This window comes from Spongiivirga citrea (genome assembly GCF_010671565.1).
Taxonomy (GTDB): Bacteria; Bacteroidota; Bacteroidia; order Flavobacteriales; family Flavobacteriaceae; genus Spongiivirga; species Spongiivirga citrea.
Genome location: NZ_JAABOQ010000005.1, coordinates 235,910 through 261,042, shown reverse-complemented (window position 1 = coordinate 261,042; position 25,133 = coordinate 235,910). Strand labels below are relative to the sequence as shown.

Annotated in this window: 26 protein-coding genes; 10 read left to right on the top strand and 16 right to left on the bottom strand. The window is 36.6% G+C overall.

Annotation, left to right across the window (positions count from 1 at the left end; genetic code table 11):
* Window positions 1-18 precede the first annotated feature (18 nt).
* Window positions 19-954, bottom strand: coding sequence for a PorP/SprF family type IX secretion system membrane protein (locus GWK10_RS13095; protein WP_164032833.1), 936 nt, complete (start codon window positions 952-954; stop codon window positions 19-21).
* Window positions 955-1,174: 220 nt separating this feature from the next.
* Here GWK10_RS13095 and GWK10_RS13090 point away from each other — a divergent pair, with 220 nt between their 5' ends.
* On the top strand, window positions 1,175-1,648 hold the full coding sequence (locus GWK10_RS13090; protein ID WP_164032832.1) for a hypothetical protein: 474 nt from the start codon (window positions 1,175-1,177) through the stop codon (window positions 1,646-1,648).
* A 1-nt stretch (window position 1,649) separates the two neighbouring features.
* On the opposite strand, the gene GWK10_RS13085 is transcribed toward GWK10_RS13090, so the two are convergent.
* Genes GWK10_RS13085 through hemW form a run of 6 tightly spaced genes read right to left on the bottom strand, consistent with a single transcriptional unit; the run spans window position 1,650 to window position 5,918 of the window.
* Entirely contained in the window at window positions 1,650-2,000 is a 351-nt protein-coding gene (locus GWK10_RS13085; RefSeq protein WP_164032831.1) for an MmcQ/YjbR family DNA-binding protein, read from the bottom strand.
* A gap of 11 nt (window positions 2,001-2,011) precedes the next feature.
* The gene (locus GWK10_RS13080; RefSeq protein WP_164032830.1) at window positions 2,012-3,037 is read right to left on the bottom strand and encodes a sugar-transfer associated ATP-grasp domain-containing protein; all 1,026 of its coding nucleotides are present in this window, start codon (window positions 3,035-3,037) and stop codon (window positions 2,012-2,014) included.
* Between the two features lie 26 nt (window positions 3,038-3,063).
* Window positions 3,064-3,684: a DUF4230 domain-containing protein gene (locus GWK10_RS13075; protein WP_164032829.1), complete on the bottom strand. Its 621-nt coding sequence runs from the start codon at window positions 3,682-3,684 to the stop codon at window positions 3,064-3,066.
* A 7-nt stretch (window positions 3,685-3,691) separates the two neighbouring features.
* Window positions 3,692-4,045 (bottom strand): DUF4260 domain-containing protein, encoded by a 354-nt coding sequence (locus GWK10_RS13070; RefSeq protein WP_164032828.1) that lies wholly within the window; start codon window positions 4,043-4,045, stop codon window positions 3,692-3,694.
* Complete coding sequence (locus GWK10_RS13065) at window positions 4,042-4,776, bottom strand: cyclase family protein (RefSeq protein ID WP_164032827.1); 735 nt, start codon at window positions 4,774-4,776, stop codon at window positions 4,042-4,044. The genes GWK10_RS13070 and GWK10_RS13065 overlap by 4 nt, the downstream gene beginning before the upstream one ends.
* An 8-nt stretch (window positions 4,777-4,784) precedes the next feature.
* On the bottom strand, window positions 4,785-5,918 hold the full coding sequence (hemW, locus tag GWK10_RS13060) for a radical SAM family heme chaperone HemW (protein ID WP_164032826.1): 1,134 nt from the start codon (window positions 5,916-5,918) through the stop codon (window positions 4,785-4,787).
* A gap of 203 nt (window positions 5,919-6,121) precedes the next feature.
* Between hemW and GWK10_RS13055 the strand changes: the two genes are divergently transcribed.
* On the top strand, window positions 6,122-6,658 hold the full coding sequence (locus GWK10_RS13055; RefSeq protein WP_164032825.1) for an RNA methyltransferase: 537 nt from the start codon (window positions 6,122-6,124) through the stop codon (window positions 6,656-6,658).
* Here GWK10_RS13055 and folK read toward each other — a convergent pair.
* The 9 genes from folK to GWK10_RS13010 all read right to left on the bottom strand — a co-directional run bounded on the left by folK (window position 6,655) and on the right by GWK10_RS13010 (window position 16,335).
* Window positions 6,655-7,788, bottom strand: a complete 1,134-nt coding sequence (gene folK, locus GWK10_RS13050; protein WP_164032824.1) for a 2-amino-4-hydroxy-6-hydroxymethyldihydropteridine diphosphokinase — start codon at window positions 7,786-7,788, stop codon at window positions 6,655-6,657. The two genes, GWK10_RS13055 and folK, sit on opposite strands and share 4 nt — an antisense overlap.
* A gap of 63 nt (window positions 7,789-7,851) precedes the next feature.
* Window positions 7,852-8,631 carry a glutamate racemase gene (gene murI, locus GWK10_RS13045; RefSeq protein WP_164032823.1) on the bottom strand — a complete coding sequence of 260 codons (780 nt, stop codon included), beginning with the start codon at window positions 8,629-8,631 and terminating at the stop codon, window positions 7,852-7,854.
* A 312-nt stretch (window positions 8,632-8,943) separates the two neighbouring features.
* Window positions 8,944-9,453 carry an OmpH family outer membrane protein gene (locus GWK10_RS13040; RefSeq protein ID WP_164032822.1) on the bottom strand — a complete coding sequence of 170 codons (510 nt, stop codon included), beginning with the start codon at window positions 9,451-9,453 and terminating at the stop codon, window positions 8,944-8,946.
* A gap of 43 nt (window positions 9,454-9,496) precedes the next feature.
* Window positions 9,497-10,357, bottom strand: coding sequence for an OmpH family outer membrane protein (locus GWK10_RS13035; protein WP_164032821.1), 861 nt, complete (start codon window positions 10,355-10,357; stop codon window positions 9,497-9,499).
* A 182-nt stretch (window positions 10,358-10,539) separates the two neighbouring features.
* Window positions 10,540-13,152, bottom strand: a complete 2,613-nt coding sequence (bamA, locus tag GWK10_RS13030; RefSeq protein WP_164032820.1) for an outer membrane protein assembly factor BamA — start codon at window positions 13,150-13,152, stop codon at window positions 10,540-10,542.
* 7 nt (window positions 13,153-13,159) lie between these two features.
* Entirely contained in the window at window positions 13,160-13,900 is a 741-nt protein-coding gene (locus GWK10_RS13025) for an isoprenyl transferase (protein ID WP_164033137.1), read from the bottom strand.
* A 7-nt stretch (window positions 13,901-13,907) separates the two neighbouring features.
* The gene (porG, locus tag GWK10_RS13020; protein ID WP_164032819.1) at window positions 13,908-14,567 is read right to left on the bottom strand and encodes a type IX secretion system protein PorG; all 660 of its coding nucleotides are present in this window, start codon (window positions 14,565-14,567) and stop codon (window positions 13,908-13,910) included.
* 201 nt (window positions 14,568-14,768) lie between these two features.
* Window positions 14,769-15,653, bottom strand: coding sequence for an NAD kinase (locus GWK10_RS13015; RefSeq protein WP_164032818.1), 885 nt, complete (start codon window positions 15,651-15,653; stop codon window positions 14,769-14,771).
* Window positions 15,654-15,678: 25 nt separating this feature from the next.
* Window positions 15,679-16,335 carry a CBS domain-containing protein gene (locus GWK10_RS13010; protein ID WP_164032817.1) on the bottom strand — a complete coding sequence of 219 codons (657 nt, stop codon included), beginning with the start codon at window positions 16,333-16,335 and terminating at the stop codon, window positions 15,679-15,681.
* An 81-nt stretch (window positions 16,336-16,416) separates the two neighbouring features.
* On the opposite strand from GWK10_RS13010, the gene GWK10_RS13005 reads away from it, so the two are divergent.
* From GWK10_RS13005 to clpX, 8 genes are all read left to right on the top strand, one after another.
* A complete protein-coding gene (locus GWK10_RS13005) occupies window positions 16,417-17,130 on the top strand; it encodes a pyridoxine 5'-phosphate synthase (RefSeq protein ID WP_164032816.1) in 714 nt (237 codons plus the stop codon).
* Complete coding sequence (locus tag GWK10_RS13000) at window positions 17,130-17,897, top strand: alpha/beta fold hydrolase (RefSeq protein WP_164032815.1); 768 nt, start codon at window positions 17,130-17,132, stop codon at window positions 17,895-17,897. The genes GWK10_RS13005 and GWK10_RS13000 overlap by 1 nt, the downstream gene beginning before the upstream one ends.
* Window positions 17,898-17,955: 58 nt before the next feature.
* Complete coding sequence (locus tag GWK10_RS12995; RefSeq protein WP_164032814.1) at window positions 17,956-19,197, top strand: OmpP1/FadL family transporter; 1,242 nt, start codon at window positions 17,956-17,958, stop codon at window positions 19,195-19,197.
* 11 nt (window positions 19,198-19,208) lie between these two features.
* Complete coding sequence (locus GWK10_RS12990; RefSeq protein ID WP_164032813.1) at window positions 19,209-20,765, top strand: SGNH/GDSL hydrolase family protein; 1,557 nt, start codon at window positions 19,209-19,211, stop codon at window positions 20,763-20,765.
* 279 nt (window positions 20,766-21,044) lie between these two features.
* Complete coding sequence (locus GWK10_RS12985) at window positions 21,045-21,392, top strand: phage holin family protein (protein ID WP_164032812.1); 348 nt, start codon at window positions 21,045-21,047, stop codon at window positions 21,390-21,392.
* A 148-nt stretch (window positions 21,393-21,540) separates the two neighbouring features.
* A complete protein-coding gene (tig, locus tag GWK10_RS12980) occupies window positions 21,541-22,863 on the top strand; it encodes a trigger factor (protein ID WP_164032811.1) in 1,323 nt (440 codons plus the stop codon).
* 113 nt (window positions 22,864-22,976) lie between these two features.
* On the top strand, window positions 22,977-23,651 hold the full coding sequence (gene clpP, locus GWK10_RS12975; RefSeq protein WP_164032810.1) for an ATP-dependent Clp endopeptidase proteolytic subunit ClpP: 675 nt from the start codon (window positions 22,977-22,979) through the stop codon (window positions 23,649-23,651).
* A gap of 65 nt (window positions 23,652-23,716) precedes the next feature.
* Window positions 23,717-24,949, top strand: a complete 1,233-nt coding sequence (gene clpX / locus GWK10_RS12970) for an ATP-dependent Clp protease ATP-binding subunit ClpX (protein ID WP_164032809.1) — start codon at window positions 23,717-23,719, stop codon at window positions 24,947-24,949.
* Window positions 24,950-25,133 lie beyond the last annotated feature (184 nt).

Below are 25,133 nucleotides of genomic sequence, written 5' to 3'. Positions count from 1 at the left end.
TGCACAACTATAAAATTATTAAAAAAATCGGGGAGACAAAGTACCTCCGGTACTTCTAAAGAGTTCGAACCTTAGAAATATCTCGTGCGAGCCAGAATTTGCGCTTCCTAAAGTGGTTAATTCTGCATCATAAGCATACCCTATTAATAAAGAATCATTTATTTGGAATCCGGCCATTCCACTAATTGCTGCACCCCATCGATATGCTAAACCGGCTCTAACTTTATCATTGAACAGAACATTTACCGACAGGTCAACTTGCAACGGTGCACCTTGCACCATTTTAGTCAGGATTGTTGGCTTTAGTTTTGTAAAATAATCCAAATCAAAAACATAGCCCCCTATTAAATAAAGATTAGCTCGTTCTTTAGCGAGCAATGTAACGGCTTCATCATCATTAAAAATACCTTCATCAAAATGGTTCGTCTCTAATAAATTTGGAACTGATACACCGACGTACCCTTTTTCACCATATAAAAAAGCGCCAACCCCTACATTTGGTGAGAATCGATTATCAATATTATTTTGAAATCTAGGATCAATCTCAGAGCCTTCCAAACGACTAAAGTCAACATCTAACAAATTTCCACCCGCTTTTAGTCCTAAATTAAGACTTAGATCGCTATTCATTCGCAGCGTATATGCAAAATCGGCATAGAAATAGGTTTCATTAGACGGGCCTATCTTATCATTTACAATTGACAGTCCGAAACCAACATTTTCCGCTACAGGAGAATTTAAGGTCAATGTTTGTGTTTCAGGGGCTCCATCAAAACCAACCCATTGTGAACGATATAAACCTGTTATACTTAAATACCCTCGTGAGCCAGCGTAAGCAGGATTTACACTTACCGTATTATACATATACTGAGTATACTGCGCATCTTGTTGGGCATTTACTCTTGACAAAGCACTAAATGTCAATACAATACAGAAAAATAATTTTAATCTCATTCGTGATACAAATTAAGCTTTTTCTAATTGATAGAAACCGATCTTTTTAACAATTGTAAAACGTAAAATAACATACTATCGCATTCAAATCCCATACCGTAATGTTAAAAAAACAGTATGAGATTTTTTTAAATCTACATACGCAACTGACAATGAGTGTTTTAAGTAAATACAATCAGTTTTCACTCATTAATTTCTTTTAATTCTTAAGTTTGCATCGATGAAAAATTTCCATAGCATTTTATTGACTTTATTTTGTCTTTTTATGGCAATGACTTCAGTTTTCGGACAAGAAGAGAATGAAGTGATTAAGCGTATCAAGGAAAGACCCCTTAAAACCGTTGCTTTTGAACTTGTTCATAAAGCGCCTCAGCATCCTGACTGCACTGACTCCAAAGAAGACCCTCAAGGACGACGTTGTTTAACCCAAACCTTGGTAAAAAAAATAAGTGAAGATTTTAATAAACCTTTGTTGTTTGCTACTCCTAATGGGCAACGCCGAATTATCATTACCATTTTAATTAATGAACGTGGCAAAATCCAATTCTCAAGCACCAATTCTAAAGATGAAGTTTTTGATAAGGAAATTAAGCGCATTATAGAAACCGTCCCTCAACTAAGCCCAGGAATGCACATGCGTGAACCAGCACGAGTTCGTTTACGATTGCCTATGACGTTTGTAGTAAGTGACTAATCTAACCGAAGGTTTCTCTAACTTTTTTAGGCAGACTCTGTACAACTAATTCATACGAATGATCAATTAGATCAGTTACTAATTCAGGAGGTAGTTGTTGAACAAAAACTGTATTCCAGTGCTTTTTACTCATATGATAACCAGGTATAATCAATCCATCATATTCTGCTCTTAATTCTTCAGAGCGTTCGGGATCGCATTTTAAGTTAATTTGAAAAGGAATTCGTTCTATTCCACAAAGTGCAAACATTTTTCCTGCTACTTTAAATACCAAAGTGTGCTCATCAAATGGAAAATGCTCTGTTACTTGCTGTTTGACCAAACAATATTCTCTAAACCGTTCTACATTCATAGCTTTCAAAATTAAGGTAATCGACTTAATATTTCTTTAAACTTAGGGTGTGCCCGTAATCCTCCATAAGAGATATCCGCCATTAGTATTCCTGATTGTGTATTTCCTTCAATTATCATAGGTCCATTTGAAGTGATGGCAATATCCCAACCTACAAATCCATCAGGAAGTAATTTCATGAGTTTATGAATTAATGCACAAGTCTCTTGAAAATATGGAATAGAATAGTCTTTAAAAATGGTATTGGTATCTGGGTGCGCTTTATAACTCTTCCCTCCATAACTAAACAATTGTTGCCCCATTTCCTTCAGAGTTCCTTTTTCCATATCTATTCCTACATAAAAGCCACCTGAACTAGCATTATCTACCACCGATTTCCCGACTCCAAACCGCATTAATGCCGTCAAAATATGCCCTTCGCCTTTTTCATCTACATAGGTGTCAATTCTTATTGAATTAATGCTATTCGGGTTAAGCGCGCTAAGCGCTGTATGTTGCTCGATACATTCCTGTACCAAGTAATTTCCGCTTAACATCTCTCCTATTTCTTTTTGTTGAAAGGAATCCTCGCTATTTTCAATTTTAAAACAACCTACTCCACCATGATTATCTACCTCCTTTACAAAAAGCACATCAAGTTTATTGTCGATCATTATTTCTTTTAAAAGGTCAACAAGATTACTTTTCGTTTCAATACAAATGGTCTTACCATTTATATTAAACCATTTACCATAATTGTTACACAACATTCTAGGATGAGGCAGACTATTTTTCTTACAAAACAGAGCCATCACCACTTTGTTTTCAAAAAAAGGTAACATTGCCGCTTTATTAAAATAGCGAGAAAATGAAACTCTTTTAACCTCCTGCGTAGTTAAATAGTCATTAATGTTTTTAACTCTTTTTCGATATAAATATTTGGCGAAATAATGAGATGGTACGGTCCTTTGTTTTATTAATAAATACATCAACTCATTTACCACCACAAACAAGTTCTTTCGTTCGGGGTCTTTTAAGAAATAGTTGAGTTTTTTCATTTTGCCATGAGGAATATAATATTGGCTTATTCTATCTTCTTGATTTGAGCATCTGGAAGTTCTAGGGCCTTGTAATCCAATTTCCAACCTATTGTTTCAACTATCTGCTCGATAAGCAATATCGTATCTAAGGCTTCCTTTGCTGCGGAACCATACAAACCACTTTGTGGAACCTTAGCACGAATGTGTTCTTTTGCTTCCGTATTCAATTCAGTTAGATCAGCGGCCTCAAACTTGTTAAAATAACCATCCTTTTTATCATAGTACTGCACATTCGTATCGATACTCAACACTTCAGGTTGCGGAAAAGACTCCAACACAATTAACTTACTCTTGTCCTTGGCAGTCATCTTAATTTTCGTAAGATCAAAACCAACATAGGCTTTTGCATTGATGATAACTAATGCTTTCTTTTTACTTGAGATGAGTTTTAGTAACTTCTCCTTTGTATTTTCATAATGATAGATCTCTGCAAAATCGCCTTCAACAGTTATTAACTTACAGACACGCTTTATCTTTTCTAATAAAATAGCAGATTGTTGATGTGTAATCGAGTTTTTACGTTGTTTCTGAATATAAACGGATCCAGCATACACCAGAACCCCGCCTAATATCAAACTTAAAATCGCTATTAAAATTGACTCCATACCTTATTTATGACCTCCCAATTCTTCCTAGGTGAGTGTTTTTAAAATCGTCGGAATATTTAAGTCCATATCCCAAAATCCTATCGAAACATGAATGCGCAAATAAGATAATACCAGCAAAAAGAAGCCATTTATTCTCAATATAAACACCCAATAAATACACCGCTATAGCTATCCCTTTATGATGAAATAAATTATAGCTGATTGCTCCTATCTTACTATTAATTGCATACCCTAACATTCCTATATCGGGCACAAGTAAAAACACTACAAACCACCACCAAGCTAAGTTTAGCAGACTAAACAAATAGGCAGCTAAAACAAACATTGCTATTTCTTCTAATTTTATTATTGAAGTCATGGCTTTATAATTTTATATAAAATCGGTTTACTAGGCGCAGCATTATTGACAAACGGTGCTACTTGTAAATTCAAAAAATACGAACCATCTTCGACCTTGTTTTGTACATAAACAAACTCCGTTATCGTGGCTTCCGGCCTTGGTTTATTAGGCAATCCCCAAAATGCCTTATGCGAGGATAGCTCGCCTCCATCCTTCTCTTTATCGACACTAGGCAAATCGATCAATAAATGTTTAATGTCTTGGCTATTAATAAAAGTAGCTGCATTTTCAAGCAAATAAGGTGGGTTTTCACCTGAGTATTTCCTTGTCAACTTATCCTTAAAATTAGGCATTGTGCGAATTACCAATGCATCGGGCTTTTTATTCTTTAAATGATACTGCAATTGCTTTTTAGAAATCACGAAATCATCCCCTTGCTTTTCGGGAGCAACGGTAATTAATTCGGTTTTAAAAAAATGAGATTTTAGCCGATCGTGTATACTGTAAAATGATTTATCTACATGACTTAAACTTTCCGTATGAGTACCATGCGAATGTGGAATGATCGTTAGCTCATTAAAATTAACAGGATCACCATTCTCGATAGATAATAGTTGTTTAAGCCGAGGGCTTTCGGCATTCCAAGCCGTTACATTCTCTTTGGAAAAGCGAAGTGGAATAGAAATATCGATCGGTTGTAATAAGTCTATCTGATATTTACGTGATCTTAGGGTTATGTCAGCGATCATATGCTGTATTATTTTGCAAAGTCGACCATAAAGAGATCGGCTGCAATACCGTCACTTAAAAATCGGCCATTTTTAGAGGTCATTAGTTTATCATCATCAATATACAACAAATGTTCATCAACATATCGCTTGCTTTGTTTTAAAAGATAATCTCTAAATCGTTGCCCATATTCTTTCTCAACCTTACTTAAAGATACTCCCCAGATCGTTCGAAGTCCAGTCATAACATATTCGTTATATCTGTCTATAGCGCTTAATCTTTCACGTTCAATAGGTAATTCGTCTTTGGCGAGTGCTTTTATATACTTGGCGTTATTATTAATATTCCAGCTTCGCTGTTCCCTATCAAATGAGTGCGCCGAAGGGCCAACACCCAAATAAGGTTTGTTTTGCCAATAAGCCGAATTATTTTTTGAGAAATAACCTGGCTTCGCAAAATTAGAAGTCTCATAATGCTCATATCCCTTTTCTTCCATGGTATCGATTAACATATTAAAATGTTGTTGGGCAGCTTCATCATCTACGGGATCGATAACGCCTTTTTCAATAAAAGAATGTAACGCTGTTTTAGGCTCAACCGTTAAAGCGTAACTAGATATATGCGGAATATTTAATGCGATTGCCACATCTAAGTTTTCCTGCCATTGCTCATTCGTCATATTGGGAATACCATAAATAAGATCGATAGAAATGTTGTCAAAATACTTCTTGGCCTGATCAAGACAGTCTTTAGCCTCTTTCGCATTATGGGCGCGATTCATAAGTTTCAAATCTGCCTCTAAAAACGATTGAATACCAATACTCAATCTATTTACGCGAGATCCGGCTAGTACTTTTATAGTTTCTAAATCAAGATCGTCGGGATTTGCTTCTAGCGTAATTTCCGGATCATCAATAACTTCATATTCGGAATAAACAGTATCGATAATTGCATTAATCTCTTCACCTTTTAATATGGAAGGAGTTCCACCACCAAAATAGATAGTTTCGACTTTGGTGAGCAATTCGGCTTTACGAAGTTTCAGTTCCTTCTCAATCGCACCTATCATCTCCTCTTTCTTCCCTAAAGAAGTTGAGAAATGAAAATCGCAATAATGGCAGGCCTGCTTGCAAAATGGGATATGAATGTATATGCCTGACATTTTTGATTTATGATTTATGATTTATGATTTATGATTTACGAAGTTACTGAATGCCATTTTAGTTATTCTCAAAAAAACAAATTATTGGCTCTGACACCTCCCTCAATCCCTCCTCAAGGAGGGAGGCATAATTCCATTTAATAGAAAAAGAGTTATTTAAGAATTGTATTGCCCAACACATGAAGGCTTTATACTTTTGCAACATGAGCAGAAAACTTAAAAATAGTGAGTTGAGTAGGTTGAATACGGCCGAATATAAATCGGCAACGAAAACACCTTTGATCATTGTTTTAGATAATATTAGAAGCTTGAATAATATTGGTTCCGTCTTCAGAACCTCTGATGCATTTTTAATTGAAAAAATATACCTGTGCGGAATTACCGCTACACCACCACATAAAGAAATTCACAAAACAGCATTGGGCTCGACCGATTCAGTGGATTGGGAATACCGGAAAGACACCTTATCTTTAATTAAGGAATTGCAGGAAAACAACATAAAAGTTGCTGCAATTGAACAAGCTGAAAATGCGATTATGCTGGATGCTTTGCAGCCCGAAAGTAATCAGAAGTACGCGTTAGTTTTTGGGAATGAAGTAAAGGGAGTTAATCAAGAAGTAGTTTCTGCGAGTGATTATGTTGTTGAAATACCTCAATTTGGCACCAAACATTCGCTAAATATTTCTGTAAGTGCCGGCGTTGTTATCTGGGATTTGTTTAGTAAACTAAACTCGAATTAAAGTTGATGTACTGCCTTGTTAATTTGTTTTAAAAGGTGATCATAGTCATGATCACTACTTAAAAAGTCCATTTCAGAGATGTCTATAATCTCAACCTTTTTTTCAGTTTGCGTTTTAATATAATCTAGATAGCCGTTATTTATCTTTACTAAATACTCCGGCGTGATATCTTGCTCATAACCCCGACCTCTCTTCTTGATATTCTGCAATAATCGCTCGGTATTTTGATATAGATATATGAACAAATCCGGTTTCACCACTTCTTTATACATGATATTGAATACTGTTCGATATAAACTGAATTCTTCATCCTGTAATGTAACTTGTGCAAAGATTAGGGATTTATAAATATCATAATCGGCAACCACAAAATCAGAAAACAAATCAAATTGCGCTAAATCATCAGAAAATTGTTGATAGCGATCGGCCAAAAAAGACATTTCTAGTGGAAAAGCATATCGGCTTTGGTCTTTATAAAACTTTGGTAAAAACGGATTGTCAGCAAAACGCTCTAACACCAATTTCCCATTGAAATCATTTGCGATTTTGGTCGCAAGTGATGTTTTCCCAGCACCAATATTACCTTCAATCACCAAATAATTCAATTTAGATGTTTGAAGCATGGTGCTATTCAATTTAATATCCAGTTTTGTTAGGACAGCTTCGTCAGTACAAGAAGTCAATAATTGCTGTACAGTTTTATGCATTACGGGATGTACTTTACTAGGTGCAATATCGGCTAAAGGTTGCAATATGAAAAGTCGATTTTGTAATTGTGGATGTGGCACTTGCAAGCGTTCGTGCTTAATCACCTCATCTTCATAAAACAAAATATCAAGATCGATTGTTCTCGATTGATAGCCCTTTTCATCACTGCGCACCCGACCAAGCTTGTATTCTATTCGCAATAAAGTATCAAGTAATTGATCGGGGTTCAAAACCGTATGTACACGTAATACTGCGTTAAAAAAAGAAGCTCCTTCAAAACCCCAGGCAGGAGTTTCATACACTGAAGAAACTGCATCAATAGTTCCGATTTCCTTTTTAATAGCAGCAACAGCACTGTTTAAATGCTGATGTCGGTCACCCAAATTACTACCAATAGAAATGTATGCTTGATGCTGTTTCATGAACCAGCAAAATACGGAAATCTAGGAGGAAGTTTCAAGGAAATACTGCTAGACTTACTAAGCCTAAAAATCTAAATAAGAAATGTTCTTTTGTTCAGGCAATAGCTGCTTTAAAGTATCAGTCGTAGTATTCGTATAAAAATGATGTACGCCAGCTTTGGAGGAATCATTTAACAAACCATGCTCCGCTAAAACTGCTTGTACTTGTCTTGCCACTGCTTCACCCGAATCGATTATAGTAATATGATCAGGCAATATCTTTCTTAAGGGCTCTATTAAATAAGGATAGTGGCTGCAACCTAATACCAAATAATCAATGTTCGCTTGCAACATTGGTTCAGTATATTTTTCAAGTAGTTCAATTGTTTCTTTATCATTTATTTTCCCAGCCTCAACTAGCGGAACTAGACCTTCCCCGACACGCTCTATAACTTTAATTCCACTAGCGTGTAAACTACTCGTTTTATGAAAAAGCGCACTTGTAAGTGTGCCTTTGGTTGCTAAAACACCTACGGCATTTGTTTTGGTTGCTAAAGCTGCAGGTTTTATTGCTGGTTCAATTCCTATAAAAGGCACATTATACATTTCGCGCAGTATATCAATGGCATTTGTGGTAGCCGTATTGCATGGTACTGCAATGAGTTTACAGCCTTTCTCTAGCAATAATTCGGTGTTTTTTATGCTCAACTCAATAATGCGATCTTTTCCTTTAGGGCCATAAGGGGCATTCTTACTATCAGCTAAATAAATAGAATTTTCATTAGGCAGTAGGGTGATTACTTCACTCCAAACTGACGTACCGCCAACGCCCGAATCAAAAAAACCTAAAGGTGCTTTGCTCATGGTCTAAAAATAAGTGATTTTGAAGTACTTCCTTAACTTTTTTTAAGAGTTAATTTCAAATTACGGTATACATGCAATAATAGAAATTACACAAACTCTTCTTTATTTTTCTAGTAAAAAGATGATACTCCCTTCCCTTGAGGGAAGGGTTGGGGATAGGTGTTAATACTCCAAAATTTCCAACTACACATAAATCATTTTAGCACTTCAGGAGATTACACCCCTCTAAATCTCCCCTCAAGGGAGACTTTCACAAAAAAAAGACCGCCTCAAAAGAGACAGTCTTTTTTAAAGTATTCTTTTAAATAAGAATTAGAATCCTAATTCCTTCTTTACATCAGCATACAAATCAGTACCATCAGCAAGTAATACTCCGCCACCTACGGTAGCATCTAATACGTACTGAACACCTTTTGCTCTTGCTACTTTTTGAATAGCAAGACGTGCTTTTTCCTGAATTGGCTTGATTAAATCAAGTTGCTTTTGTTGTAAACTCTTGTCTGCATTTACTTGAAACTCACGAATGTTGTTTTCCATTCCAGCCACTTCTTTTTGACGTGTTTCGTTCATTGTTGCAGTTACTGTTTCAGCTTCAGCTTGATATTGCTTAATTTTCGCTTGATACGAATCCATTAAGCTTTTCATATCAGCTTGAAAAGTTTTAGATACTTGCTCTAATTGTTTCTTAGCAGCAATCATCTCCGGCATCTCACTTATTAACTTTTGAGTATCGATATGGGCTACCTTACTTTGTGCATTTACAAAGCTTGTAGCGCCAAAAAATAATACTACAGCTACTAATAACGTTTTGAATTGTTTCATGGTAATCTTAAAAATTATTATTAATTGTTATTGTTGTTCTAATTTATTCTCCGTCTCCGTCCTCGCCTTTTTCTTTGGCTTTCTTTTTACGTTCTTCTTCTTTTTTCTTTCTTGCCGCAGCACGTTCTGCCAACAACTTTTTACGTCGTTCTTCAAATTCCTTTTTCTTCGCTTCACGATCAGCAAGCTTTCGCTTTCTATTTTCTTCGATCAGCTTTTGTCTAGCTGCAGCTTTATCATTGCTTGCTGCTTTGCGGGCGTCAATTTCGGAAGTAGGTGTCTTGCCAGCGCCTGTTATCGTTTTACTGTCTTTTGCACTTGTACTATCCTCAAACTTATCTTTTGAACTATCAACTTTCCTACCGATATTACGCTTTCTCGCATCACGATTAAGCCTTCTTAAAATAAGGTCGCTAATATCGTGTTTTTTGGCGGAAAATAACATACTGCCTTCAGCTGATTTATCAAAAATATAATCATACTTTTTGCTTGCCGCAATTTCCTGAACTGCATTAAAAACCTGGTCCTGAATTGGCTTTACTAATTGAATACGTTGCAAGATTAAATCGCCTTTGGGGCCAAATCGATCTTGTTGGTACTGTAGCATTTCCTTTTCTTTCACTAAAATATCTTCTTCGCGCTCCTCGATCAATTCTTTGGTAAGCAACACTTTCTCGACACTTAGGTTTTGTCGCATTTGTTCAATACTACTTTGTTGCTGCTCGATCTCAGTTTTCCATTTTTGCACCTTACTATCTAGTTGAGTATTTGCTTGACCATATTCTTCAATATTTTCAAGAATGTACTCCATGTCGAAATAACCAATACGTGGTCCACGTTGTGCGTTGGTAATCAATGAGCCTGCAACAAGGCTTGTCAATAAAAAAAGAACTTTAACTTTCATGCTCTTAGTGTTTTAATCATTAGTTTGATTGACTGTTGCAATCTTAAAAATGACAACTTTCAGAACCTGAATAATAGCTTTATGTTGTCATTTTTAAATTTCTCAAATAAACGAATATTTCGTGAGAAATGATAATACCGACAATCGCTATTGCATTGGTTATAGAAAATATCGTGCCAAAATTAAAATTGCTGTCCGATAATGAAATGCGTTTCCCATCCGTTTCGCTGTGTTTGACCTGGTAGCGGATCGAACCCATAACCGAAATCAATACCCAATAAACCAAAGGCTGGCATGAAAATACGTACCCCAAGACCGGCAGATCTTTGTAATTCAAACGGATTATAATCCTTAAAATTATTGAAAGCGGCTCCAGCTTCTAAAAAAGTTAATCCATAAATGGAAGCAGCTGGCTTTAAAGTTAGTGGATATCGTAGTTCTAACGAGAATTTATTGTAGATCGTCGCCCCATCATTGTTTGATTGTTGGCCTGTTACTGGGTCAGTTATTATAGGATTTAATGATTGGTTAGGATACCCTCGTAAACCAACGGCTTCAGTACCACCAATATTAAATTGACCAAGCCCATCGCCTCCTAGTGCAAAACGTTCAAACGGAATCACACCGCGATCTTGATTATAAGCTCCTAAAAAGGCAAACTCCGCAGATGATTTAAGGACTAATTTATCAACTAGCCTCGTATACCAGTCACCCTTAAATTTAATTTTATAAAATTCGAGCCAATTCACTTTTTCTTGCTCTATTTTTTCAGAGTCTGGCAACGGAATACCCGCATTATCTGTTAGAACATTTCCATTGGCATCTTTAAGTTGAAATTCTTCTTGATCAGCAAGGTTTGCATAATCAACTCCATTCCACAATGAATATGGTAATGTAAACTTTGCGTTTATAGAGAACTTAGAGCCATACAATGGAAAAATAAGGTTACCCGACAATGCTTGTCTTGTAAGGTCGACCGTATACGCTAAGTTATTTGCAGTACCATTAGCACCGATATTGAAAAGTCCTGTTTGATAATTCTCGAACTCATAACTTTGAAATGAAAGCGATTGAGACAAGATAAAGTTATCATCAGGCACTTGTAATACTTTTGCTAAACCAACAGTAATCCCAGAAATAATAAACTTTCTATCTTTATCAGCACGACGTGTTCGTTGGTTGAATAAGAATTGTGTTGTTCTTGACAAAGAAGTCGAGAAGGATACTGGTTGCTTACCTCCTAACCATGGTTCTGAAAATGAGAAACTATAGGTTTGAAAAAATTGACTTGCCTGCAATCTAAGCGATAAGGTTTGCCCATCGCCCATTGGTAAAGGTTTGTATGCCTCCTTTTTAAATAGATCTTTAACGGCGAAGTTATTAAAGGATAGTCCTAACGTACCGATGAAGCCACCGCCACCAAAACCACCTTGCAGTTCTATCTGGCTTGAGCCACGTTCTACTAATCCGTATTCAATATCGATTGTACCATCATTAGGATTGGGATTCTTGAAGTTTGGAGACACTTGTTCTGGGTCGAAAAACCCTAGTTGTCCAAGCTCACGTACAGAGCGTACTACATCATCCTTACGATATAAGGCTCCTGGTTTCGTGCGAATCTCACGGTAGATTACATGGTCATTGGTTTTATCATTTCCTACAACTGTAATCTTATTAAACTTTGCACGTTTACCTTCAATAATTCTAACCTCAAAGTTAATAGTGTCATTTTCCGCACTCACCTCAACAGGATTTATACTTGAAAATAAATATCCGCTATTTTGATATAGATTGGTAAGGTCATTAGCATCAGGCTTCGAGTCATCGGCAATCTGCTTTTTAAGGAGTACACCATTATAAACGTCTCCCTTTTTTATACCTAACACCTGATTTAATTGTGCATTAGTGTAAGAGGAGTTTCCTAAGTAAGTAATGTCTCCAAAATAATATTGATCACCTTCCTGCACTTTAATAGTAACATCTAAGGTGTTTTCATCTTTATTGAAGGCTACAGTATCAGTAATAATACGTGCGTCGCGATATCCTTTTTCTTTATACTTATCGACCACGCTTACAAGATCCTCTTTATAATCGTCTTCAATAAACTTTGATTTTTTCCAGAAACGTCCAAAAAACTTCTTCTTGGTATTTTTCATTTGCTTGCGCAACTTACCATCAGACAGCACATCGTTTCCTTCAAAATTGATATTCCCAATTTTTACTTTTTCACCAAGATCGACATTAACAATCATGTTCACAGCATTGGTAGCTGTGGTATCAATTGATGTGAATAATGAGGTTTTTACATTGAGATAACCCACTTTACGATATTTGTTATCGATAAAGTTTTTGGTGTTTGTCAGGAAACTCTCTGTTAGTTTTTTTCCTTTTTTAAGATCGGTTTCTTTTACGATATCATCGATCTTACCTTGTTTTTTAATGCCTTGGAATTTTACTTCAGACAAGGTGGGTAACTCCTCAATAACCAACTCAAGAAATGCCGTTTCCCCCTGTACATCGGTCAAGTAAAATTCGATATCACTAAACAACTCCAGTTTCCAAAGCTTATTAATCACTTCAGTAATACGTTCTCCTGGAATAGTTATCACCTCTCCTTTACGAAGCCCGGTGTAGGTAAGAACAGTTTGTGTATTGTAGCTTTTTACACCTTTAACTTCTATACCACCAATGATATACTTTTTTCCGTTATCAAAGGTTGCCTCTTGCGCATTAAGTGCAGCAGAACCAACACAAAAAAGAAGTAATAGGAATAGGGTAATGTAATTTTTTTGCATCAAGGTGCTAGTTAAGTTGTTCACTCGTTTTTCCAAATCTACGCTCTCTTTTTTGATAATTGATAATGGCCTCAACTAAATGTTTTTTCTTAAAATCTGGCCAAAGTACCTCGGTAAAATACAACTCCGCATATGCAATTTGCCATAACAAAAAGTTACTTATCCTGCATTCACCACTAGTACGAATTAACAAATCAACATCAGGTAAATTTTGCGTGTAAAGATGACTATTTATGACCGCATCGTCAATGGCGTCGGGCGAAATTATATTATTTTTAACTTTAATACTAATTTCTTTAACAGCATTACTTAACTCCTCACGTGACCCATAGCTTAATGCCAATGAAAGTGTCATGTGATCATGATGTTTTGTTTTGTCAATAACTTCTAGCAGCTCGCGCTTTGCCCTAGCTGGTAACGCATTAAGGTTGCCAATTGCATTGAGTTTGATATTGTTGTTGGTAAGTGTTTTTAGTTCTTTTTTTAATGAAGTAACTAGTAGCTTCATTAAGGTATCGACCTCTAGTTTAGGTCTATTCCAGTTTTCTGTACTAAAGGCATATAACGTTAAATTTTTAACGCCAAGCTCAGCACAAGCCTCCACAGTCGTACGAACGGCCTTGGTGCCATTTTCATGGCCAAAAACACGCAACTTGCCCTGCTTTTTAGCCCAACGACCATTACCATCCATTATAATGGCAATATGTTTCGGTATGTTAGCTTTGTCTATTTGATCTGCTATGTCCATTTCATCTTCAATAATCCCTGCAATAGCATGGCCTTCTTCCGAAGGTGTAGGTAAGTGTGGCGCCAGTAAATACGTACCAATCATCACTGTTGGTATTTCCAAAGGTAACGATACCCGTGTTATTACCCTCAAGATTATCCGTTAATGTATAGCGCGCACCAATTTCAGCTCCTAGTACCAGATGCTTCGCAATACTTGCTTTTACACCTAAGGTCATAGGAATTGAAAAATCCCACGCAGTCTCAGTAGTCAAGCTGTTATTAACAACCCTATACGAGAAATATGAAACGCCACTATATATATAAGGACTAACCACCCTTCGTTCGTTATGTAAGTTAAACTCTAAAAAGTTAAATTCCATCCCAAGCGAAAATTCTGATATCCTATTTGAAAATGAGAATCCTCTTGCTTGTCGTCTTCGGTCATCAGAGTTACGATCAATGCCCTGAATATCAGCATACGTATATGATGCTCTCCAGGCGTAACGCGGACTCCGATTCCATTTATAAAGCACTCCTAATGCCAGTTGGTCCGGTTTTATATAAGATGTACCACCGACGTCTCCTATAAAATTACTTCCCCCTACAAAAAGTCCAAGCTCGTGTATTTGTGCGCTTACTACATGCGTAGTTAAGACTACAAAAAGAACAACAAACGCTTTTTTCATACTTTATAAAGTTTGCAAATATAACAATTCTGACTTCACATGAACAATTAGCCCATACTATTCACGCAACCGTTAAGGACTTTGTTATAGCGAATTAAGAAATTGACAACAAGGTGCTTTTTAGGCACTATTTTTAAACTATAATTAGCAGCTTTTATTGTACTAAACATGCTAAATAAAAGAAAGTGTGTTATACTGCAATTAGTTGCGCTTGTCTTCTCCCCACAGAAGTTTATTCCTTAGAGTTTTTAGAAAACTCTGATCTGCAAGTTCGATCAAATTAATATTAAATGGAGCTCTACTTATAATAAGGTCAGTATTATTTGGCACAGTTGCAATACGAGAATCTAGCGATACTAGATAGGTATCTTCTCTACCCGAAACTCTCAATCTTATTTCAGTATTATCAGGAATTACCAGTGGCCGGGCATTTAAATTATGAGGTGCGATTGGTGTAAGCACAAAACTCTTTGCATTAGGAGCAATAACCGGACCCGCACAACTTAAGCTGTAACCTGTCGAACCTGTCGGTGTTGCAACAATAAGACCATCCGCCCAATAATTGGTCAAGTACTCATCGTTTAAGTAGGTTTCAACAGTAATCATACTTGTTGTATTCTTTCTACTAACAACAATTTCATTCAATGCAAAATCTAAAACATCAAAATCATCAATTGCGGGAGACGCGCTTAACTTAAGCAAACTACGTTCAACAATTTTATAATTTCCATTTACAAGATCAGTAATAGATTCCTCGATCTTATCCTTTTGAATAGTTGCTAAAAAACCTAATCTACCCGTATTAATACCAATAATTGGTAATCCACTATTGCGAACATAGGTTATGGTTCTTAACAATGTACCATCCCCACCAACACTAAATAACAAATCGAATGAAGGATCAACCTTATCGCTAGCCGAAAAAGTAGCAAGTTCTTCTGGCAAGCCTACCTCTTCTTTTATAATGGTATAAAAATCCTGTTCAATAATCAGTTCAACCCCATTTTCCAGAAGAGTGTTGATCAGTAGCTTTACGTACTTACCAGAGTTGTTGCGATATGATTGCCCGTAGATAGCAACTTTCATGTAATTGATTGGTTTGATATTTAGATCAAATATTTAAATATCGATCAAGATAATCTGATCGGTCTTTTAGTGTATCTATAAATACATCATCATCGTTTCCGAAAATGACATTATAACTGTAACGTCTAAAGGTTTGCAACACTTCGTTAAGGTTACTGTTATTTAATTTGATGGTTATTTGCACCATATCATCTTTTGTTTCCGATATAAATGCACCAAGTAATTTACCATTATTCGACTCTACAATTTGCGCAATCTCACTAAACGAATAATCTTTTAGTCCCTTTTCAACCACCAATATTCCACCTGGCTCACTTAAAAAAGGAGTATTGTTAAACAAGTCAAGTATTTCAGTTAACTCATAATAACCTACATACCTATTTTCTCTGTCTAAAACAGGCATAATATTGCTTTCATTTTTTGCAAATGCTTCAATTACATCTAACCAATTAGTATGCTCGTTTACATAAAATAAATCCAATTCATATTGATAATCACCTAACTCCTTACCCTTATCGTAATTCTTAGCATCATCTTCGAAAACTGCTCCCAATAAAACAGCATTATCGGTTACTGGTATATGAGAATATGTAAGTTGATTAAACAACTGATGCACCTGACTAATAGGTGTTTGTAAATTTAAAGGATGAATCCTTTTTGATATAAGTTGATTGATCTCCATCTGATTGCAAATTAATTAAAATTAATGATAACCGCCTTTGCATCACTTCGTATTTTTGTGGTGCTATAATTTTCTTATCAAATGACAAAACTTAGCGTTAATGTAAATAAAATTGCTACACTTAGAAATGCTAGAGGTGGCGATGTACCCAATTTGATGAAAATGTCGAAAGACATCGAAAAATTTGGTGCACAAGGCATTACAATCCACCCTCGTCCTGACGAACGCCATATTCGATATCAAGATGCACACGACCTTAAACGAGTTGTTACAACAGAGTTGAATATCGAGGGAAATCCCATTAAAAAATTCGTTGACCTGGTTCTTGAAGTAAAACCAGAACAGGTAACCTTAGTACCCGATGCAATCGATGCCATTACTAGCAATGCCGGTTGGGACACGATAAAGAATAAAGACTTTTTAAAAGAGGTTATTACGGAATTTAAACGAAATAATATAAGGACTTCGATTTTTGTAGACCCTGTTCTTAAGATGATCGAAGGCGCAAAAGAGACTGGAACTGACCGTATTGAATTGTATACTGAAGAGTTTGCTACTGAGTACGACAAGGGAAATATGGCCGCCGTAAAATCCTATACTTATGCAGCTGTATTGGCAAGTGATCTCGATATAGGTATTAATGCTGGACATGACTTAAGCCTCAAGAATATTCGGTTTTTTAAAGAAGAAGTTCCAAACCTATTGGAAGTTTCTATTGGCCACGCTTTAATTACTGAGTCATTATATATGGGAATTGAAACGGTCATAAAATCCTATTTAGAGAAATTGAGTTAATGCTGCTACATTCAAAAATATTAGGCGAAGGCACACCCTTAGTAATTCTGCATGGATTTTTAGGCATGTCGGATAACTGGAAAACCCTGGGTAATAAATTTGCCGAAAACGGTTTTCAAGTACATTTAGTAGATCAAAGAAACCATGGGAGAAGTTTTCATAGCGATGATTTTTCATACCAACATATGGCCGATGATCTTTTGTATTATTCCAATCATTATCAGTTAGAAAATATTCATCTCATCGGTCACTCTATGGGTGGTAAAACGGCTATGCTTTTCGCCACTAATAATGAGACTAAAATTGAAAAGTTATTGGTAGCCGATATTGGACCAAAACAGTACCCTGCACACCATCAAGAAATCTTAAATGGGCTGGCTGCTTTAGATTTTGATGCTATTACTTCAAGAAAAGAAGCCGACCTGTCACTTTCGAAATATATTGAGGATCAAGGCACTAGAATGTTTCTGTTAAAAAATATTTATCGCACTGACAAAAACAATCTTGGACTTAGAATAAACTTAGAAGTTTTAAGCGAATCTGCCGAAGATATTGGAGAAGCCCTGCCAAATAGTTCCATTTTTCAAGGAAAAACCTTATTTTTAAGAGGAGATAAATCCGGGTACATTGCCCCCACCGACACTACACTAATCAAATTACATTTTCCGGATGCTTCTATTGACACCGTTAGTAATGCGGGACATTGGTTGCATGCCGAGAATCCGCCTGAGTTTTATGACAAGGCTTTTACTTTTTTAAAAGCCTAAGCCTTTCAGCAACCATTAATTAGTGTGCTATACGCACAGTAACCTACTATTCAACACTATGAAAACAAAAAAAATCTATTTTCTTGTTTGCCTACTCTTTGCCAGCGCCGCTTATGCCGGGGGTTATCGAGTAAGCGTACAAGGAAACAAACAATTAGCCATGGGTCATGCAGGTGTCGCTGTCATATCAAGTGCCGAAAGCCTATTTTTCAATCCTGCGGCAATGTCTTTTCTTGACGGAAACTTGAATGTTTCTTTAGGAGTAAGTGGTGTTTTTTCTAATGTAGCGTTTCAAAATGCTGATTTAGGAATTAGCACTACAACTGACGGTAGTATCGGCACGCCTTTATATGGCTATGGGTCTTATAAGATTAATGATTGGCTTTCTGTAGGTCTCGCCATTTACACTCCTTATGGAAGTAAAGTTGCTTGGCCAACCGATTGGGCAGGATCTCATTTAGTGAACAATATTGAATTACAGTCAATCTTTATTCAACCTACTGTATCTATAAAACTAAGTCAACATTTAAGTATTGGCGGCGGACCTATTTATGCAATTGGCTCCGTTAATTTTAATAGGAACCTAAGTAGAACGTTGGCAAATACAGAAGGAGAACGAACCAATGTAACTATAGACGCTTCCGGCATTACCGCTTGGGGCTATAATGTTGGTTTACTATTCAGACCAAGCACTAAATTAAATATCGGATTAAACTATCGATCAGAAATTCTGGTAGAAGCCGATGGTGGTGAAGCTGATTTTGAAAATGTTCCTTCAGCTTTACCAGGAGATTTTTCTGATACCACTTTTGATGCTACACTCCCACTTCCTGCTGAACTAACGGTGGGGCTTTCCTATCAGGTAACAAATAAGGTCTTGTTAGCAATCGATTTTAACCGGGCTTATTGGAATGTATATGAAGCATTGGATGTTCAATTTAACAATAGTGCTGGATTATCTCAAAATCCGCGTAATTACGAAAATGCCTCAACCTATCGCTTTGGATTACAATATACCGCCAACCAGCGTTTTGTGCTCCGTGGCGGATTCTATTTTGATGAATCTCCTATTCAAGATGGGTTTTACGCGCCCGAAACCCCTAGAAATGACTCCGTAGGTTTCACGGGCGGTTTTACTATTAATATCAATTCAAGATTGGCCGTAGATGCTTCATTTTTATATCTACGTTTCGCGGAAGTTGATAATTCATATGATTTTTTCTCTGATGGTTCCTCTTTTGGAGGCACCTATAAATCGAACGCTTTTATCCCCGGAATCGGACTTTCCTACAAACTATAAACGATTAAATCATGAAAAAACACATTCAATATATAGCCGTCAGCCTCCTTCTTATTTTTGCCAGTTCTTGCGATCCTGAATTTGAACGTGCAATCGAGGATCCCGGATTTTTTGATGCCGGCGAAGCCAATTTTAGCGCCACCATTGCTGTAGGAAACTCACTTACCGCCGGTTTTGCAGATGGCGCCTTATATCAATTAGGTCAGGAAAACTCATTTCCAAATATACTGGCAAAACAACTATCATTTGTTAGCAGTAATACATTTACGCAACCGCTAGCCGCCGATAATATTGGAGGGCTAACCTTGAACGGAACCCAAATAGCAGACAAACGCAGGGTATTAACTCAAGATGTTACTGGTAATTTAGGTGCAGTAAAATTTATCGAAGGAATACCTTCAACCGAAGTATCTACTGTACTCGAAGGCCCATATAATAATATGGGTGTCCCAGGGGCAAAAAGCTATCATTTAGTGGCGAATGGTTATGGCAATATTGCTGGCGTAGCGACAGGAGCGGCTAATCCATATTTCGCACGATTTGCTTCAACACCTAATGCCTCTATATTAGAAGATGCCGTCGCTCAAAACCCGACTTTTTTCACCTTATGGATTGGAAATAATGATGTCTTATCCTATGCCACTTCAGGCGGAGTTGGAGTTGATCAAACAGGAAATTTGGACGCCACCATGTATGGACCTAATGATATCACCGATCCGAATTTGTTTGCTGGTGTGTTCCAAACCTTAATTGGTGGCCTTACTCAAAATGATGCAAAAGGAGTGGTACTGAATTTACCAGATGTTACATCAATCCCATTTTTCACAACCGTACCGAATAATGCACTAGTGCTCTCTGCAGAAAATGCTGCAAGTTTAACCGGAGCTTTTCAAGCGGTTAGCGGAGTTTTCACGCAAGTACTCATTCAACAAGGTGTTCCTCCTTCTCAAGCCCAGGCAGTTGCATCTCAATATGCGTTTACGTTTAAACCAGGACCAAACCGATTTTTAATTGATGTTCCAGTTACCCAGACCAATCCATTAGGTATTCGCCAAATGAGTGAGAACGAATTACTTTTACTAACAATCGACCAAGCTGCGCTAGCACAAGGCTATGGATCGATTGTTTTAAGTGACTCGGTATTACAAGTATTAGGCCTGTTGCAACAAGGTGGCACACCAAATGCAGAACAAATACAAACCTTATTAGCTGCTGTAAGCGGAATTGATGACAAAGATGTACTAGACTCAGATGAATTAGGCGCTATAAGTACAGCACAAAGTGCATACAACAGCACCATTCAAAATCTCGCTACAGCTAATAATCTTGCATTTTTTGATGTAAAAACCACATTAGCACAATCTGCAAATGGCGGAATAATGACCGATGCTGGACTTGTAACCTCAACCTTTGCAACAGGCGGTGCCTTCTCCTTAGATGGCGTACACCCAACGGCAAGAGGCTACGCCATAGTCACCAATGGGATTATTGATGCCATTAATGCGCAGTATAATTCGACTATCCCTAAGGTAAATCCTGGATCGTTTCCTACGGTTTATATTGAATAAGCTACTTCCGAATCTTACGCACAATCCCGTTCTCTGAAAGAGATAAACCAGACAAAAGTCTCCCCTTGAGGGGAGATTTAGAGGGGTGTTCACCCTGATGAACTCCAAATTATATTGATATTGAAGTTTTGGGAATTATCACAACACCCATCCCCAACCCTTCCCTCAAGGGAAGGGAGCCAATTCCAATATTCCAAGAATTGCCTCCGAGAAAAAGAGACAGAGGTAAGAATATAAGCGAAAAACGCTATCTTCATATTCCATTTAAAACCTAAACCAATGAATTTGCTTCTTAAACTATTATTGACAGGTGTCGCTGTATTTATTTTATCATATGTACTACCGGGTATTTCGGTAGATGGTTACGTCACCGCTTTGATAGTGGCTGTAGTTCTAGGTTTACTCAACCTAATTGTCAAGCCTATTTTAGTCATTTTAACCCTTCCTATTACCATTCTCACTTTAGGGTTATTCTTGATCATCATTAATGGACTCATCATCTTATTAGCCGACAAACTAATCGATGGTTTTGCGGTTTCAGGACTTTTATATGCGCTTATTTTTAGCTTTCTTCTATCTATATTACAATCTATTTTACATTCGATGTTGAAGAAGGACAAGTCTTAAAATTCCTTCTACTTAAAGGATGGAATACAATAAACCTATTAAGAGTCTTCCTATCTAAGTTTCCCGCTTAATTTCCAAGCTGTTAAAACTTGGCGAAATAGCAAAAAAAAAGTACTTTTGCAGCCCGTTTTAAAGAAAGAAACAGACAATGAATATTACAAGAGAAAACATCGATGCTTTAAACGCTGTTGTAAAGGTTGATATTGCTAAAGACGATTATGCTGACAAAGTAAACACTGTACTTAGCGACTACCGCAAAAATGCTAACATTCCCGGCTTTAGAAAAGGACATGTACCTATGGGCTTAGTTAAAAAGCAATATGGGAAAGCTGTTTTGGTTGATGAGGTAAACAAATTACTTCAAGATGCTTTGAACAAATACCTAACTGAAGAAAAGTTAGATGTACTTGGTAATCCACTACCAAAACCACAAGATGATTTAAATTGGGATGCTGATGAGTTTTCTTTTGAATTTGAGTTAGGCCTTGCTCCTGAATTTGATGTAAAGGTAAAAAGCAAAAAAGCGATTACACATTATAACATCGAGGCGACTGACAAAATGATCGACGATCAAATTGAAAATATCGCAAATCAATACGGAAAATTAATCGCAAAGGATACTGTTGAAAAAGGTGATGAAGTTACAGGACGTTTCTTTAGTGAAGAAAATGAGATTGACAAAAGCACCACTTTCAGCTTAGACAAAATCAAAGGCAAGAAAAATACTGATGCATTTTTAGGTGCTAAGGTGGATGATGTGTTGACTTTAAAAACAAAAGGCTTGTTTGATGAAACACATAGCCTAGTTTCTTATGTTGGTGTTAATGCCGAAGAAGCTGATAAATTGAATGTTGAAGTTACTTTCACTATTACAGAAATTAACCAACGTGAAGGTGCTGATCTTGATCAAGATTTGTTCGACAAATTGTTCGGGAAAGATGTTGTTAAATCGGTTACCGAATTAAAAGCAAAACTTAAGGAAGATGCTGAAAAGCAGTTCGCACAACAATCGGATCAAAAATTACTAAATGATGTAACTGAGAACTTGATCGAGAACACCAAATTCGAACTTCCTGCAGATTTTCTTAAAAAATGGATCCAAACATCAGGGGAGAATCCATTATCTGAAGATGAAGCATCAGAAGAATATGAAAAGTCTGAAAAAGGATTACGTTACCAACTTATTGAAGGTAAAATAATCACTGATAATAATCTTCAAGTTACTTTCGATGAGATCAAAGAAGGAACTAAAGAAATGGTAAAAGGTCAAATGGCACAATTTGGTCAATTAAACCCATCAGAAGAAGAGCTTGATAATATCGCAGCACGTGTATTAGGTAATCAAGATGAGATTAAAAGAATCAACGAACAAATGCTTAGCAAAAAGTTGATTGAATTTTATAAAGAAAACGCCAATTTAAAGGTTAAGAAAATTAGTTATGACGACTTCATTAAAGAAGTTTATAGCTAAACCCTTAAATAAAAGATAAAAGAAGCTTGAGGCGTGGTTCAAAAATGAGTCACGCCTTAATTGTTTACACAAGAATCGTTATTTTTGAATAAACTATTTAGATTCGTTATTAGATGAACTACGGAAAAGAATTTCAAAATTTCGCAATAAAAGATCAAGGCATTAATAGCATGGTATATGACCAAGTTATTAGTAGCATGTACCCAGTTGGTATGACCCCTAATATTATTGAAGAACGCCAAATGAACGCAGTAGCGATGGACGTATTTTCAAGATTAATGATGGATCGCATCATCTTTTTAGGAACGGGCATTAATGATCAAATTGCAAACATTATACAAGCACAATTGTTATTTTTAGCAAGTGTCGATGATTCAAAAGATATTCAGATTTATATCAATTCACCAGGTGGTAGTGTATATGCCGGATTAGGTATTTATGACACTATGCAATTTATTAATCCCGACGTTGCTACTATTTGTACAGGAATGGCAGCTTCGATGGGTGCCGTTTTATTATGTGCAGGTGAAAAAGGAAAACGCTCGGCTTTACCGCATGCGCGTGTAATGATTCACCAACCAATGAGTGGCGCTCGTGGGCAAGCGAGTGATATTGAGATTGCAGCTAAAGAGGTACTTGATATTAAGGAAGAATTATATCATATAATCGCAAAACATTCTGGTCAAACTTATGACAAAGTTTATGAAGACAGTGATCGTGATTACTGGATGAAAGCACCACAGGCGAAGGAGTATGGTATGATCGATGAATTACTTACGAAAAGTTAATGTAATTTTAACCCAGTTTTCCCTACTAAAACTAAACTACAAACTAATAGAGGAAGAAGATAGTAATGGCTAAAGAAGAATTAGAATGTTCGTTTTGTGGGCGTAAAAAGCCTGAGACCAATTTGCTAATAGCTGGCCTTGATGCGCATATTTGCGATCGATGTATTGAGCAGGCACACGGTATTGTTGTAGAAGAATCTAAACAAACGGAAACTGATGAGCTTTCGGCTGAACTTATTTTAAAGAAGCCGAAAGAAATTAAAAGTTTTCTAGATCAGTTTATTATTGGTCAGGAGTTTACTAAGCGCGTCATGTCAGTAGCAGTTTACAATCACTATAAAAGATTGTTACAGCCCGCTACCAAAGATGATATCGAGATACAGAAAAGTAACATCATCATGGTTGGGCAAACCGGAACTGGCAAAACATTAATGGCAAAAACAGTTGCCAAAATGTTGAATGTACCACTTGCCATTGTAGATGCTACTGTACTTACTGAAGCTGGATATGTTGGAGAGGATGTAGAGAGTATTTTAACTCGTTTGTTGCAAGCAGCCGACTATAATCTTGAGAAAGCAGAACGCGGTATCGTATTTATTGATGAGATTGATAAAATAGCTCGAAAGAGTGATAATCCATCAATCACAAGAGATGTTTCAGGTGAAGGGGTGCAACAAGCCCTTTTAAAGCTTTTAGAAGGTACTACTGTAAACGTTCCACCAAAAGGTGGCCGTAAGCATCCGGATCAAAAATTTATTGAGGTAAATACAGAAAATATATTGTTTATCGCTGGCGGTGCTTTTGACGGTATTGAAAGACACATTACCAAGCGATTAAATATGCAAGCCATTGGCTATAGTGCTTCTAAAAAAGAAAGTCGCTATGACGATGATAATATGTTGCAATATATCATACCGAGGGACTTAAAAGATTTTGGACTAATCCCTGAAATCATAGGTCGATTGCCAGTACTTACGTATATGAATCCGCTTGACGCTGGAACCTTACGTGCCATTTTAACGGAACCTCGAAATGCCATCATCAAACAATACAAAAAGCTGTTTGAAATGGATGAAATCAAGTTCTCGATTACTGAAGGTGCTTTGGAGTATATTGTGGAACAAGCGATAGAATACAAACTAGGAGCTCGTGGTTTACGCTCTTTATGCGAAGCCGTTTTAACTGATGCCATGTTCGACATGCCAGGTTCTGACGAGAAAGACTTAAAGGTCACCAAAGCATATGCTGAGGAGAAATTGACTAAAGACGCAATTAAGAAATTGAAAGCGGTCTCTTAATCAGAAAGAATAATATTTAAAATGCAAAGCCTTTGGAATAGTAGTTCAAAGGCTTTTTCTTTTTCAAAATAGGGCACAAAAAAAAGCCACTTCCTTAGCAATAAAGTGGCTTTTATTGGTTTTAATTTAGTTTGTAAAACACCTTAACAGATTAAATATAGAACAATACTGTCCTTATTCCTCT